We start from the raw sequence: 14,362 nt of genomic DNA on the forward strand, positions 1-14,362 counted from the left end.
GGGGGTCATAGTCAAGGGTCATGGTCAAGGTTCATCTTACAAGGCAATCGCACGTCGATAATGAGTCTCAAGCAACGAGCGATACCACCATGTGGGAGCTCAGTTTACTGAGCGATTGGCGCCGCCAGGCGCCCGGCGTATCGCGATGTATCGCGCAGCAAGCTGTGCTCCTGCGACATCACCGCTTCTTACGCATGGGCAGGGCTCCCATCAGGCCGAGTCGGTCGGCCAGATCGTGGAAGTTGTCGGCCACCAGGTCGAAGACCGGATCCACCGAGAGGTCGGGGGTGGCGTCGGGGCCGTGCTCCAGGGGGCGCTTGACGAAGGCGGTGCGAAAGCCCTCACGGTGGGCGGCCTGGAGGTCGTCCTGGTGGGCGGCGACCATCAGGATGCGTTCAGGCGGCTGGTCGAGCAGGCGGGCGGCCATCTGGTAGACCTCGGGGTCGCGCTTGTAGTGGCCGGCGAGCTCCGCCGAGAGCACGCAGTCCCAGGGCAGGCCGGCGCGCTTTGCCATGTTCACCAGCAGCGACATATTGCCGTTGGAGAGGGTGGCCAGCACGTAGCGCTCGCGCAGCCGGGCCAGGCCGGCCACGCTGTCCGGCCAGGGGTCCAGGCGGTGCCAGACCCGGTTGAACCTCTCGCGCTCGGCCTCGTCGAGGGCATCACTGATGCCGAACGCGTCCAGCAGGCGGTCCAGCGTCATGCGGTGCAGCGCATCGAGGCGCGTCCAGGGCAGCTCGCCGCGGCGCACCCGATCCATGGCCGGCGCGTAGCCGCCGCGCCAGGCATCGGCGAAGGCCGCCCAGTCCACCGCCAGGCCCAGGCGCTCGCCCAGCGCCTCGCCTTCGCGGATGACGCTGCTGCGCCAGTCCACCACGGTACCGAAGACATCGAAGGTCAGGGCCCTGACATCGGCCAGGGCGGCAGGCGGTTGTGGCATCATCTGCTCTTCAGGGCCTCTTCGAGCAGTTCCAGGCGGTCCTGTCCCCAGAAGGGCTCGCCCTCGAGCAGGTACCAGGGCGCCCCGAAGCAGCCATCGGCAAGCGCCGCCTGGCAGGCTTCGTCCAGGCGCCGCTGGCCCGCCTCGCTCTCGGCGTCCTCCAGCAGGGCCGTGCCGTCCAGCCCGCAGGCCTCGGCGATCTCGCGCAGGGTGCCGGGGTCGGCGATGTCCCGCTCTTCGACCCAGCAGGCCCGCATCAGTGCCAGCGACAGGTCGGCGATGTCATGCCCCTGGGCCTTGGCCGTCAGCGCCAGCCGCGCCGCCGGGCGGTCATCCGTCGGGAAGTGCGCCGGCTCCAGGTTGAGGGGAATGCCCAACCGCTGTGGCCAGCGCCTGAGCTCGGCCATGCGGTAGGCCTGGCGCTCGGGGGCGCGCTTGGCCAGCGGCATCCCGCCGGTCCTGGGGAAGATCGCCCCGAGGGTGATCGGCACGTAGTCGATGCGGGCCCCGTGGTGGGCGGCGATTTCGCCGAGGCGCGCGTGGCCCAGGTAGCTCCACGGCGAGACGTGGGTGTAGTAGTAACGGATCGTGGTCGGCATGGGCGCCCCTCAGCGGTAGGTGTCCGGGTACTGGTCGCGCAGCTGGTTCTTCTGCACCTTGCCCATGGTGTTGCGCGGCAGGCTGTCGGCGAAGAAGACCCGCTTGGGCTGCTTGTACTTGGCCAGCTGGCCCTGCAGGTGGTCGAGCACCCGCGCCTCGTCGAGGCTTGCCCCCGGCTCGGGCACCACCACGGCGGTGACACCCTCGCCCAGGTCGGGGTGGGGCAGGCCGATCACCGCGGACTCGTGGACGCCCTCGAGCTCATCGATCACCTGCTCGACCTCCTTGGGATAGACATTGTAGCCGCCGGAGATCACCAGGTCCTTGTCGCGGCCGACGATGTGCACGTAGCCGCGCTCGTCGACCATCGCCAGGTCGCCGGTGACGAAGAAGCCGTCCTCGAGGAGCTCCTCGCGGGTCTTGTCGGGCATCCGCCAGTAGCCGACGAAGACATTGGGCCCGCGGATCTCCAGCATGCCGATCTTGCCCTTCGGCATCGGCTCATGGGTCTCGCGGTCGGTGATGCGGTACTCCACGCCAGGCAGCGGCATGCCCACGGTGCCGGCGCGGCGCTCGCCGTCGTAGGGGTTGGAGAGGTTCATGTTGGTCTCGGTCATGCCGTAGCGCTCGAGGATGGCATGGCCGGTCTTCTGCTCGAACTCGCGGTGGGTCTCGGCGGTCAGCGGCGCCGAGCCGGAGACGAACAGGCGCATCTTGGCGGTGACCGCCGGGGTCAGGCGCGCGTCGGCCGTAAGCCGGGTGTAGAAGGTCGGCACGCCCATCAGCACCGTGCCGCGGGGCATCTCCTCGAAGATCACGTCGGCGTCGAACTTCGGCAGGAAGAGCATGCTGGAACCGGCCATCAGGGTGACGTTGCAGGCCACGAAGAGGCCGTGGGTGTGGAAGATCGGCAGGGCATGGATCAGCCGGTCTTCCTCGCTGAAGTGCCAGGCCTCGACCAGGGTGGCGGCATTGGAGCCCAGGTTGCGGTGGGTGAGCATGGCGCCCTTGGAACGCCCGGTGGTGCCCGAAGTGTAGAGGATCGCCGCCAGGTCGTTGTCGTCGCGCTCGACGATGTCGTCATGGGGCGTGGCCTTCTCGGCCGCCTCCATCAGGCTGCCGTCGGCCGCCGTACCCAGGGTGGCGACCTGCGGGCAGCCGGTGTCGGCAGCGATGCTGCGCGCATTCTCGGCATCCCCCGGCCGGCAGACGAACAGCGCCGGCTCGGCATCGGTGAGGAAGTAGTGGATCTCCTCCCCGGTGTAGCCGGTGTTGAGCGGCAGGTAGACCCCGCCCACGCGCAGGGTGGCCAGGTAGAGCAGGATTGCCTCGGGGCTCTTGTCGACCTGCACCGCCACCCGGTCGCCTGGCGTCACGCCCAGCTCGACCAGGGCGCCGGCCAGGCGCGCGGTGGTGGCCAGGGCCTCGGCGTGGCGGTAGCCGCGGCCCTGGCGGGTGGTGATGAAGTCGGCGTCGCCGCGCTCGCGCATGCGCCGGGCGAAGGTGGCGAAGAGGTTCTGGTTCATTGGGCGGTTTCTCCCTTGGCCAGCTTCCTGGCCTTGCGGACGAGGTCCTTGACCTCGCTCGACCGGGCCACGGTGGCGTTGGCGGTGTAGTTCTCGTGATTGCGCTCGATGTCGTCGAGCACGTAGAGGTAGTTGACCATCAGGCCGGCGGCCTGCTTGAGGCCCTTGGCCGAGACGTCGCCCAGCCAGTTGATGCGGTGCAGCTCGGCGCCGTTGCCCAGGTGGAAGCGGGCCACCGGGTTGAGCGGCAGGCCGCGGGCGTTCTTCTCGTCGACCAGGTAGCGGGCGGCCAGCGGCTTGACCACCGCCTTGAGGCGCTCGGCGCTTTCGGCGTCGCGGTGCCAGTCGGGGTCTTCCAACTCGGCGAGGCTCTTGCGCACTGCCTCAGGCAGGGCCTCGTCGTCGCGCCGTTCGGCCAGCCACTGGGCGAAGTCGGGCACTGGCGAGAGGGTGACGAAGTGCCTGAGCTGGGGCAGCGCCTGCTTGAGCTCCTGAACGACCTGCTTGATCAGGAAGTTACCGAAGGAGATGCCACGCAGGCCGGTCTGGCAGTTGCTGATGCCGAAGAAGGCGGCGGTGTCGGCGAGTTCGGGGTCTTCGATGCCGGTATCCTCGCCGGCCAGGATCGGCTGGATGCGGGCCGGCAGCCCCTTGTGCAGGGCCACCTCCACGAAGATCAGCGGGTCGTCACCGATCGCCGGGTGGAAGAAGGCGAAGCAGCGCCGGTCGCGGGCGTCCAGTCGGCGGCGCAGGTCGTCCCAGTCGCGGATCTCGTGCACTGCCTCGTAGCGGATGATCTTTTCCAGGATCGAGGCCGGGGTGTCCCAGTCGATGCGTTTGAGCATCAAAAAGCCGCGGTTGAACCAGGAGCCGAACAGGTGGGCGAAGTCGGCGTCGATGGCCGAGAGCTCGGGGTGCTCGCGTAGCAGGCCGAGCAGGTCCTCGCGCATGCGCACCAGCTCGACGGTGCCGCCGCTGGTCAGGTTGAGGCGGCGGATCAGCTCCTGGCGGCGCGGCTCGCAGGCCTCGAACAGCACTTCCAGGCTGGCGTTGTCGCGCTGCTCGGCATAACGCGCGTAGGCTGCGTCGATCTGTGCCGGCTCGGCGGCGAAGTCGCTGGCCAGCCGTTCGAAGAAGCGCAGTCGCTCGGCCGGCGCGAGGCGCTGGTACATGCCCAGGGCACGGCTGGCCAGGGCGATGCTCGAGGCCTCGCCGTCACTCTCCAGCAGGCGCTGGCAGGCCTCCACCAGGCGGCGGTGGTCCGGCGGCGTCCCGTCTCCCTGGCGGCGGCGCAGCAGCGCGTCGCGCTGGGTGATCGACTGAAACATCTCCTGCAGGAAGGTCATGTTCATGGCGGCGACTCCTTCAGCCCATGATCAGGTCGGGCAGCCACAAGGCGATACCCGGGAACAGGCACAGCAGCAGGATGCCCAGCACCATGCACAGCGCATAGGGCAGGCTGCCGAGCAGGATGTCCTTGAGGGCGATATCCGGGGCGATTCCCTTGATGATGAAAAGGTTGAGTCCTACTGGCGGGGTAATCAGGCCGATCTCCAGGTTGATGGTCAGTATCACGGCGAACCAGTAGGGATCGAAGTTCGCGGACAGGATGATCGGCATCAGGATCGGGGCGGTCATCACGATCACCGCCACCGGCGGCAGGAAGAAGCCGGCGACCAGCAGGAAGAGGTTGATCACCCCCATCAGCACCCAGCGGTTGACCTCCAGGTCGGCGATGGCGCCGGCCACGGTCTGGGTGATGAACAGCGAGGAGAGCGCATAGGCGAAGATCTCCGCGCAGGCGATGATCAGCATGATCATCACGCTCTCGCGCAGGGCGTCGCGGAAGATTACCTTGAGCGGTTTCACCTGCCACATGCGGTAGACGATGATGGCCAACGCCAGGCACAGGAAGGCGCCGGCACCCGCTGCCTCGGAGGGCGTGGCGACGCCGCCGTAGAGGGCGAAGAGGATGCCGGTAACCACCACCAGGAAGGGCAGCACGCGCACCAGGGCCTTCATGTTGCCCTCGACGTTCTCCTTCACCTGATTCGCTGCAGCGGTCAACGCGCTCGGGGTGTCATAGCCGCCGGCCAGCTTGCAGGCGATCAGCGTCCAGACCATGAACAGCACGGCCAGCATCAGCCCGGGGATGGCGCCGGCGATGAACAGGCGGCCGATGGAGGTCTCGGTGGAGATGCCATAGACGATCATGGTCACCGAGGGCGGGATCAGGATGCCCAGGGTGCCGCCCGCGGCGATGCAGCCCGCGGCCACGCCGTCGGGATAGCCGCGCTTGCGCATCTCGGGGATGCCGAGCTTGCCGATCGCCGCGCTGGTGGCCGGCGAGGAGCCCGAGAGGGCGGCGAAGATCGAGCAGGCGCCGATGTTGGAGATGGCCAGGCCCCCGGGCACCTTGCCGAGCCACAGGTCCAGCGAGCGGTAGAGGTCGCGGCCGGTGGGCGAGGAGGCAACGGCCGCCCCCATCAGGATGAACATGGGGATGGCGACGAAGCCGAAGGAAGCGAGGTTGCCGAAGAAGGTCTCGCCGAAGTAGGTCAGCTCGCTGATGCCCTGGTTGAGCACCAGTGCGGTCAGCGAGACGCCACCCAGGGCAAAGGCGATCGGGGTCCCGATGGCCATCAGCACGAACAGCGCCACGATGATGAAGATTCCGCTGGTTACCGGGTCCATTCAGGTCTCTCCGCGAAGGATTTCTGCGACATATTGCAGCGACAGCAGGCTGATGCCGACGGCCATGGGCAGCAGGGCGGGCCACAGCGGTGGGTTCCACACTGAGCCGGTGGTCCAGCCGCCATGCAGGGCCTCGAAGACATACAGCCAGGCGGAGTAGGCCAGCGCGATGCAGAAGGCCAGGCCGACCAGCGAGGCGACGAGATTCATCAACTTCCGGGCCAGGCCGCCCAGGGCGTCGGGCAGGACCGTCACTGCCACGTGGCCGCCAGTCAGCAGCACGTAGGGCGCGCCGAGCAACATGGCGCCGGTGATAGCGAAGATGGCGAACTCGGTCTGCCAGGTGGTGCTCTCGCCCAGCACGTAGCGCATGAAGATCATGTGGCAGACGACCAGCACGCCCCCCAGCAGCAGGGCGCCGGCGAGGACGGCGGTGGCGCACGAGATGCCGTCCATCAGGCGTATGTAGAGGCCGATCACGCCACGCCTCGGCGCGATCGTGCGGCGTTGTGTGTCCATCATGCGTGTTCCGGTATCGAGGAGAGGAGGGCTGCCCCCGTCGGGGCAGCCGTGGAAGGAAGGGCCGGGGGACCTGGCCGGCCCGTGGTCTCGTTCACTCGACGGCCAGGGCCGCGTCGATCAGTGCCTGCCCGTTGGGTACGTTCTCGGCGAAGGTCTTGTAGGAGCTCTGCTTGGCGATATCCAGCCAGGCCTGATAGTCCTCCGGCGACATCTGCACCACCTCGACGCCGTTCTCCTTGTAGACATCCACCAGCTTCTGGTCGAGCGCCGCGGCTTCCTGGGCGAAGAAGGCCTCGGCCTTCTCGCCGGCCGCGGTCAGGGCCTGCTGCTGCTCCTCGGTGAGCTCGTCCCAGCTCTGTTCGGAGATCAGGATCGGCTCGTACATGAACCACAGCGCGTTCTCGCCGGGGGCAGTCAGACAGCTGACCTGCTCGTAGATGCGGTAGGAGACGAAGGAGCCGGAAGAGGTGTTGGCCCCGTCGAGCACCCCGGTCTGCATCGCGGTGTAGATCTCCGATGAGGGCATCGACGTGATCGAGGCGCCGGCAGTCGCCAGCATCTCGTCGAAGGCCGGACCGGCGGCACGCATGGTCTGGCCTTTGACGGTGTCCGGTGAGGTGATGCAGCGCATGTCAGAGGCGAAGCCGCCGGCCAGCCAGGCATCGGCCAGCACGCGGGCACCGGCCTCATTGATGACCTTCTTGATCATGCCCATGAACTCGGAGTCGTTGAGGCGCTGCGCGCGCTCGTGGTTGCGCACCAGGCCCGGCATCAGGGTGGCCGAGAACTCCGGGTGGCGGCCGCTGGCATAGTCGAGCGGCAGGGAGGTCATGTCGAGGCGGCCCCTGACCAGCGCGCCCCACTGCTCCTTGGCCTTGAACAGCGACTGGCCGGGATAGACCTGGATCTTCAGGTCGACGTCGGCGGCCTCGACCTCCTTGGCTATCATCTGGACCATCTTGTCACGCACGTCACCCTGGCCGCCCGGGAACTGGTGGGAGGCGCGCAGCACGGTCTCGGCGCTGGCGGAGGAGGCGAAGGCGAGGGTCAGCGCGGCGGCGGCCACGGGTGTGAACTTGGCATTCATGGTTGGCATCTCCTGGGACTCTTGTTGTTGTGAAATGAGCCTGTGTAGTTGTTGTGAAGCATCCATCAGCTATGCTGATGTATACTTCAATAGCCCTCAGGGCATACCAGTGTCAATTGTCTGGAGTTAGACAAAAGTGGGGTAGGGGCCCGATGTGCCATCGTCGAGGCGCGCCAGACCGGCAGGGGGAGAATCCGTGAACATCAAGCGATCCAATGCCCAGCGACTCCGGGATGCCCTGGAGGATGACATCATCAACGGCCGCCGGGCGCCTGGCGAACGTCTCGATCCCGAGGCCCTGTGCCGGGAGTTCGATGTGTCCCGTACGCCGGTGCGGGAGGCCATCCAGCAGCTAGTGGCGAGTGGTCTCGTGACGGTGGTGCCGAAGAAGGGCACCTTCGTGTCCCGGGTGGGCCTGGATCAGCTGATCGAGATGTTCGAGGTGATGGCGGAGCTCGAGGGCATGTGTGGGCGCCTTGCCGCGCGGCGCATCTCCGAGCAGGAGCTCACCGCCCTGCGTGCGGCGATGGAGCGCTGCGAGGCGGCGGCCAGGGACGGCGACACCGACGAGTACTACTACGAGAACGAGGGCTTCCACCACGCCATCTATGTGGCCAGCCACAACGGCTTTCTGGCCGAGGAGGCGCGCCAGCTCAAGCAGCGCCTCAAGCCCTATCGCCGCCTGCAGCTGCAGGTCCGCCAGCGCATGGGGCGATCCCTGGATGAGCACCGCGAGATCCTCGCGGTCATCGAGGGCGGTGATGCCGCGTCGGCGGAGCGACTGATGCGCGACCACGTGCTGATTCAGGGTGAACGCTTCAGCGACTTCGTCGCCAGCGTGCGTCGTTTCGAGGCCTGCCAGGAAGTCACCGCCTGAGCCGCCCGGCCGGGCGGACGTCTTACGGCGTTTCGAGCGGGCCGGTCCCCGTCAGGTGAGCTCCAGCGGGACCTCGCCCGCCTCGAAGGCGAGCAGCCACTGCTTGCGGCCGATGCCGCCGGCATAGCCGGTCAATCCACCGTCGCTGCCGATCACCCGGTGGCAGGGCACCACGATGGCTAGCGGGTTGCGTCCATTGGCGGCGCCCACCGCTCGCTGGCCGCCCTTGCAGCGCAGCTGCTCGGCGATCTCGGCGTAGTTGCGGGTCTCGCCGAAGGGGATGGTGGCGAGTGCTGCCCAGACCCGCTGCTGGAAGTCGGTGCCCGTCGGCGAGAGCGGCAGGTCGAAGTCGTGGCGGGCGCCGGCGAAGTAGTCGGCCAGCTGCTCCCGGGCGCGCTCGGTCAGCGCGTTCGGCCGTGCGGCGGCGTCCGCCTTCTCCACGAACTCGATTCCGGTAATGCCGCGGGCACTGGCGTGGATGCGGATTAGGCCCAGGGCGTCGCGGCCGGGCGGGTGATAGTAATCCAGGTAACGGTCGGGAGAGATATCGCGGCTCATCGTCTGGTCTCCAGGGTAGCGGGTGGAAGCCCTGTCACGGGCAGGGCTCCCGGAACGACTTTACCCCTGAGTGTATCGCAATGCGCAGCGCTGTCAGCGGTCAGCGTGAGGCGGTCATGCTGCCGGCGAACACCAGCACCGCCGCCACCGGCAGCCGCCAGTCCGGGGCGGTGACCCCGGCCAGCACCAGGAACAGGGTGGCGAGCACCGGCACGGCATGGGCCAGGTTGCCCAGCCGCCCCGCCTGCGGGTCGCCCAGGGCGTGGTCCCAGGCGAGCATGGCGATGCCGTAGGGGCCCAGGCCCAGGGCCACGGTGGCCAGCAACGCCGGGGGCGAGGGCAGCTCGCTCATTCCCTCCAGCACCAGGCTGGCGACGCCGGTCATGACGCTGGCAACGAGCAGCAGGTGCGGCATGCGCTCGCCGAGCCGATAGCCCGGGACCTGGCAGGCCAGCGAGTAGAGCGCCCAGCACAGCGCCGCCGCCAGCGCCAGCAGGTAGCCACCCCAGGCGCCGGAGAACCCGCTCGCCAGGGCCTGGGGCGCGACCAGCAGGGCGGCCCCCGAGAACGCCAGCAGGGCGCCACTGAGCGTGGCCAGGGGCAAGCGCCCCTGCAAGAGCCAGCGGCTCGCCAGCAGGAAGAGCACCGGCCAGGTGTAGATGATCAGCGCGGCCTCGGTGGGGGGCGCCAGGGAAAAGCTGGCGGAGCAGGCGCCCACCGCCCCGGCCACCAGCATCGGCACCCCGACATGGACCACCACGCCATGGGCCCTGGAGAGCGTCGCGCCGCGGCGCTGGCGGCCGTGCGCCATGGGCAGGGTGCCCAGGGCCCCGGCCAGCAGCGCCAGGGCCGAGAGGCGCAGCGGCGGCAGCTCTCCCGCCTGGGCGACCAGCAGCGGCACCAGCGCCCAGAGCACCACCGCCAGCCCGGCGGCGCCGGTGCCATGCCAGGAGAAGCGCGTGAGTCGGGATGTCTGACTGTGCATGGTGATGAACTCCTTGCCCGATGGGTGACGAGGGCATGCTAGGCGGTCCACAATCATCACGATAACGATCATTGTTGATCTCATTCATCAAGATTGGTGATGTATCGATGCGTGCTCCGACCCTCGATCTTGGCCTGCTGCGTACCCTGGTGGCCGTCGCCGATACCGGCAGCGTCACCGCTGCCGCGCGGCGCCTGGCCTATACCCAGTCCACTGTCAGCATGCAGCTGCAGCGCCTCGAGAGCGCGCTGGGCGTCGCCCTGCACGAGCGGGAGGGCCGCCGCCTGCGCTTCACTGCCGAGGGAGATCGCCTGCTGGGCCATGCCCGTCGGCTGCTGGCGCTCAATGACGAGGCGCTGGCCGACATGCGGGCGCGGCGCGTCACCGGCGAGCTGAACCTGGGGATTCCCGAGGATTACGCCAGCCTGCTCACTTCGGTGTTCTCCTGGTTCCACCAGCTCTACCCCGAGGTGCGCCTGCAGGTGATCTGCGGCACCAGCGCCCACCTGATGGAGCGGGTGCGCGCGGATGAGCTGGACCTGGCGCTGGTCACCCGCCAGCGAAATTCCCCGGGCGGCGAGATGATCCGCCGCGAGCCACTGGCCTGGGCGGTGGGGCTGCAGCACCAGCCCCCACTGTCCGACCCGCTGCCTCTGGGGCTCTACTCGCCCGGTGCCGACCTCTTCCGCGAGGTGGCCGAGCAGGCGCTGGCCGCCGCCGGGCGTGACTGGCGGGTGGCCTACATGAGCCAGTCCATGGTTGGTCTCGGCCCTGTGGTGCAGGCGGGGCTGGCCATCGTGGTGGTGACCCGCAGCATGCTGACGCCGCAGCTGCGTGCCCTGGACGAGTCGAGCGGCCTGCCGCCACTACCCGCCGTGGAGCTAGCCCTGCACCGCGCCGCGCGGCGACCCACCGAGCCGGCCCGGCGCCTGGCCGAGCTGATCCGCGAGCAGCTCTCGCCGGCCGACCCCCTCGCCTGAGGCCGAGAAGAGGGTGACAGGTCGAAAGCCGCAATCCCGAGCGTTATACTCGGGTATTCATCCCCAGGCCGGGCCTCGGCCGTCGATCGGAGTCGCCATGTTTCCCGAGTTCACCCTGCGCTACGCCCGCCTGCCCGAGCACTTCTTCCTGCGCTTCGACCCCCTCCCGGTGAAGGCCCCGCGGCTGGTGGCCTTCAACCGGCCGCTGGCCGAGCAGCTGGGCTTCGACCTGGATGCCTTCGACGAGGCCCTTGATCAAGGGCAGGCCGCCGAGTGGTTCTCCGGCAACGCCGTACCGCAAGGCGCCGATCCGCTGGCCCAGGCCTATGCCGGCCACCAGTTCGGCCACTTCAACCCGCGCCTCGGCGACGGCCGCGCGGTGCTGCTTGGCGAGGTGGTCGACCGCGAGGGGCGGCTGCGCGATATCCAGCTCAAGGGCGCCGGGATGACCCCCTTCTCGCGCGGTGCCGACGGTCGTGCACCCCTGGGCCCGGTGCTGCGCGAGTACCTGGTCAGCGAGGCGATGCATGTGCTGGGGGTGCCCACCACCCGCGCCCTGGCCGCGGTAACCACCGGCGAGCGCGTGTTCCGGCGCGTGCCGGAGCCCGGTGCCGTGCTGACCCGCATCGCCTCCAGCCACCTGCGGGTGGGCACCTTCCAGTACTTCGCCGCCCGCGATGACCTGGAGGCCGTGCGCACCCTGGCCGACATGGCCATCGAGCGTCACTTTCCACAACTGCTGGGCCCTGAGCTCGCCGAGGGGGACGAGGCCGAGCGCTACCTGGGGTTGCTGGAGGCGGTGCAGGCGCGCCAGGCGGCGCTGGTGGCGAAGTGGATGGGGCTGGGCTTCATTCACGGGGTGATGAACACCGACAACTGCAGCATCGCCGGCGAGACCATCGACTACGGCCCCTGCGCCTTCATGGAGGCCTATGACCCGGCCACGGTGTTCAGCTCCATTGACGAGGGCGGCCGCTACGCCTATCGCAACCAGCCGTGGATCGCCCAGTGGAACCTGGCGCGCCTGGCCGAGACGCTGGTTCCGCTGATCGATGCCGACCAGCAGCAGGCCATCGACAAGGCCACCGCGGTGATCAAGGCCTTCGAGGGGCAGTATGAAACCGAGTGGCTGGCGGTAATGCGCGAGAAGCTGGGGCTGGAGAAGGCAGAGGAGGGCGACCGCGCCCTGGTTGATGCCTTCCTCGAGGCCCTGCAGGCCGGTCGCGCGGACTTCACCCTGGCCTTCCGCGGCCTGAGCGAGGCGGTCGAGGCAGACGCCCCCGTGCTGCTCGAGCGGTTCGAGAACGACGAGGGCCTGCGCGCCTGGCTACCCCGCTGGCGCGAGCGGCTGGCCCGTGAGGACGTCGGCAAGGAGGCGATCGCCACGCGGCTGCGCTCGGTCAACCCGTTCTATATCCCGCGCAATCACAAGGTGGAGGAGGCCCTGGCCGCCGCCGCCGAGGGCGACTTCGCGCCCTTCGAGACCCTGCGCGAGGTGCTGGCCGATCCCTTCACCGAGCAGCCCGGTCGCGAAGCGTTCGCTTGGCCGGCGCCGTCCAGCGCGGCCGTGTTCCGCACCTTCTGCGGGACCTGAGTCGGCATCCGTACATAAGCGGCACGTCTACCAGTCGGATCCGTTCATGAAGCCCAGATACATTTCAGTTTCCTGCATGCTGCAGTTCTATCCGGGGCTGGTATTCGATGAGCGGGTACTGAAAGGATCCATGCTGCATGCCGGCGGCCCGCGTCGGCGATCACTCCGTGGACGTGGCTCGAGCAGACTTCATGCAGTAGTTTCGTGGAGATGAGGACCTTTGGTGATTTGACAGTCTTGAAACGACGCACTCATATTGACATGGCGGAATAACAAAACTCACCAACACGCGAGAATATCATGAAAGGATTAAAAGCATCGCTCCTGCCTGCCGCCCTCATGGGGACCATGGTCATCGGCAGCGGGCTGGCTACGGCCGCCTACGCACAGGACCCCTACACGGTTGGTGTGGAGGCTTCCTTCCCGCCCTGGGCCTATGTGGAGGGGGGAGAATTCAAGGGCATCGCCATCGATGCCATGGAGGCGATCGCCGAGGAGATCGGCATCGAAATCGAGTTCCAGGACATGCCGTTCCCGTCGCTGATTCCGGCACTGGCGGCGGAGAAGATCGATATCCTTGCTACCGGCCTCACCGTCACCGAACAGCGTAGCAAAAATATCGATTTCACTATTCCCTGGTGGGAAACCAACGATGTGGTACTGGTGCCAGAAGGCTCCGATCTCAACGTCTTCACCGCCGTATGCTGCGGGGCCAGCATTGGCGTTCAGGGTGGTTCTTCCCAGCAGGCCTGGATGGAAGAGAACGTGGTGAATTCCAGCGATATCGACGTCGAGCTGGCCAAATACGACAATTACGTCACCGCGGTGGACGACATGGCCATCGGCCGTATCTCCTCGGTCATCGTCGATGATACCTCCGCCCAGGAGTACATCAATGCTGGTAAGCCGGTGAAGATGGCGGGCAAGATCTTTATCCGTGCGCCCCTGGCGCTGGCGGTATCCAAGGATGATCCCCAGGAGATCCTCGGCGACCTGAACCAGGGCATCCTGGCCATCTACGAGTCCGGCGAGTGGGGCGAGATCGTCGACGAGTACATTCCCGGTGTCACCGTCCCTCCGATCCCGGGACACATGCCGAATTTCGTCGACACCTACCAGAAGCCGGTGGCCGGTCTCCCCGAGCTAGGTAACGAATAAGTCGCTGAGACGTCGGGTGCCTTCCCGGCCGGGAAGGCGCCCGCCACGTTAGGGAAGTCGGCATGGATATCTACGACGTACTACTTCGCGATTTTCCCTTCCTGTTGAAGGGGCTGGGGGTGGCCATCGTGCTGTTGGCCGCCCTACTGACGATCGGCTTTGTGCTGGGCATGGCTATCTGCCTGGTGCAGCTCTATGGCCCTAAGACACGGCTAGTACAGTGGCCGCTGGTGCTCTACGAGCGGGTCTTCAGGGGCGTTCCGATCATCATCATGCTGTTCATCTTCTTCTATGGCATGTCGGGTGTTATCGACATCTCGGCCTTCGGTGCCGCGATACTGACCATGGGGCTTCGCTCGGCAGCTTACCAGTCGCAGATATTCCGCAGCGCCTTTCAGTCAGTGCCAGCCGGGCAGATGATGGCCTCCCGGGCTATGGGCATGTCCAAGATCAAGGCGATCCGCTACATCCTCTTTCCCCAGGCGGCGCGGCATGCCATCGGCCCCTGGACCAACGAGTTTTCCTCGGAGATCAAGGAGACCTCTCTGGCCTATGTCATCGGGGTGGTCGAGCTGACCCGCCAGGCGCATTACATTATCACCAGCACCCAGGGCAACGTGTTGACAGTGTTTGCCGTGGTGGCGCTGTTGTATTTCATCCTCAATCGGACAGGCAATAGCCTTTCCTGATTACTCATGTTGATCAGCCACCATTCCGCCAGCTTGTCCTATACTGAGGTTATATCCAGTAGAGGAGGTGACGTCATGGCACGCAACCCGATCCAGTTTCAGCCCGGCCTGTCGCTGCCGGCCTTCCTCGAGCAGTACGGCACAGAAGCGCA

At 67.2% G+C, this 14,362-nt stretch carries 14 protein-coding genes; 5 read left to right on the forward strand and 9 right to left on the reverse strand.

Translation table 11 applies throughout. The features are described from left to right. Positions 1 to 178 precede the first annotated feature (178 nt). The 7 genes from OP498_RS06765 to dctP form a co-directional block, all read right to left on the reverse strand. Entirely contained in the window at positions 179 to 940 is a 762-nt protein-coding gene (locus OP498_RS06765) for a haloacid dehalogenase type II (RefSeq protein ID WP_280549908.1), read from the reverse strand. Continuing rightward, entirely contained in the window at positions 940 to 1,539 is a 600-nt protein-coding gene (locus OP498_RS06770; RefSeq protein ID WP_280549906.1) for a 2-hydroxychromene-2-carboxylate isomerase, read from the reverse strand. The genes OP498_RS06765 and OP498_RS06770 overlap by 1 nt, the downstream gene beginning before the upstream one ends. 9 nt (positions 1,540 to 1,548) lie before the next feature. After that, positions 1,549 to 3,066: a malonyl-CoA synthase gene (locus OP498_RS06775; RefSeq protein WP_280549904.1), complete on the reverse strand. Its 1,518-nt coding sequence runs from the start codon at positions 3,064 to 3,066 to the stop codon at positions 1,549 to 1,551. Then, positions 3,063 to 4,418 (reverse strand): malonyl-CoA decarboxylase, encoded by a 1,356-nt coding sequence (locus OP498_RS06780; protein WP_280549902.1) that lies wholly within the window; start codon positions 4,416 to 4,418, stop codon positions 3,063 to 3,065. Before OP498_RS06780 ends, OP498_RS06775 begins: the two co-directional genes overlap by 4 nt. 13 nt (positions 4,419 to 4,431) lie before the next feature. Next, a complete protein-coding gene (locus tag OP498_RS06785; protein WP_280549900.1) occupies positions 4,432 to 5,760 on the reverse strand; it encodes a TRAP transporter large permease in 1,329 nt (442 codons plus the stop codon). Continuing rightward, positions 5,761 to 6,282: a TRAP transporter small permease gene (locus OP498_RS06790; RefSeq protein WP_280549899.1), complete on the reverse strand. Its 522-nt coding sequence runs from the start codon at positions 6,280 to 6,282 to the stop codon at positions 5,761 to 5,763. A 91-nt stretch (positions 6,283 to 6,373) separates the two neighbouring features. Then, entirely contained in the window at positions 6,374 to 7,369 is a 996-nt protein-coding gene (gene dctP, locus OP498_RS06795) for a TRAP transporter substrate-binding protein DctP (protein WP_280549898.1), read from the reverse strand. A gap of 202 nt (positions 7,370 to 7,571) precedes the next feature. Between dctP and OP498_RS06800 the strand changes: the two genes are divergently transcribed. Beyond that, entirely contained in the window at positions 7,572 to 8,246 is a 675-nt protein-coding gene (locus OP498_RS06800) for a GntR family transcriptional regulator (protein ID WP_280549956.1), read from the forward strand. Positions 8,247 to 8,297: 51 nt separating this feature from the next. On the opposite strand, the gene OP498_RS06805 is transcribed toward OP498_RS06800, so the two are convergent. Both OP498_RS06805 and OP498_RS06810 read right to left on the reverse strand, forming a co-directional pair. Continuing rightward, a complete protein-coding gene (locus tag OP498_RS06805) occupies positions 8,298 to 8,804 on the reverse strand; it encodes a methylated-DNA--[protein]-cysteine S-methyltransferase (RefSeq protein ID WP_280549897.1) in 507 nt (168 codons plus the stop codon). Between the two features lie 100 nt (positions 8,805 to 8,904). Further along, on the reverse strand, positions 8,905 to 9,789 hold the full coding sequence (locus OP498_RS06810; RefSeq protein WP_280549895.1) for a DMT family transporter: 885 nt from the start codon (positions 9,787 to 9,789) through the stop codon (positions 8,905 to 8,907). Between the two features lie 107 nt (positions 9,790 to 9,896). Here OP498_RS06810 and OP498_RS06815 point away from each other — a divergent pair, with 107 nt between their 5' ends. The 4 genes from OP498_RS06815 (at position 9,897) to OP498_RS06830 (ending at position 14,210) form a co-directional block, all read left to right on the forward strand. After that, positions 9,897 to 10,769 (forward strand): LysR substrate-binding domain-containing protein, encoded by an 873-nt coding sequence (locus OP498_RS06815; protein ID WP_280549893.1) that lies wholly within the window; start codon positions 9,897 to 9,899, stop codon positions 10,767 to 10,769. A gap of 97 nt (positions 10,770 to 10,866) precedes the next feature. Beyond that, positions 10,867 to 12,363: a protein adenylyltransferase SelO gene (locus OP498_RS06820; protein ID WP_280549891.1), complete on the forward strand. Its 1,497-nt coding sequence runs from the start codon at positions 10,867 to 10,869 to the stop codon at positions 12,361 to 12,363. A gap of 300 nt (positions 12,364 to 12,663) precedes the next feature. Next, entirely contained in the window at positions 12,664 to 13,521 is an 858-nt protein-coding gene (locus OP498_RS06825) for an ABC transporter substrate-binding protein (RefSeq protein WP_280549889.1), read from the forward strand. Between the two features lie 62 nt (positions 13,522 to 13,583). Next, positions 13,584 to 14,210: an amino acid ABC transporter permease gene (locus OP498_RS06830; protein WP_280549887.1), complete on the forward strand. Its 627-nt coding sequence runs from the start codon at positions 13,584 to 13,586 to the stop codon at positions 14,208 to 14,210. Positions 14,211 to 14,362 lie beyond the last annotated feature (152 nt).

This window comes from Halomonas sp. 25-S5 (assembly GCF_029889845.1).
Lineage (GTDB): Bacteria > Pseudomonadota > Gammaproteobacteria > Pseudomonadales > Halomonadaceae > Halomonas.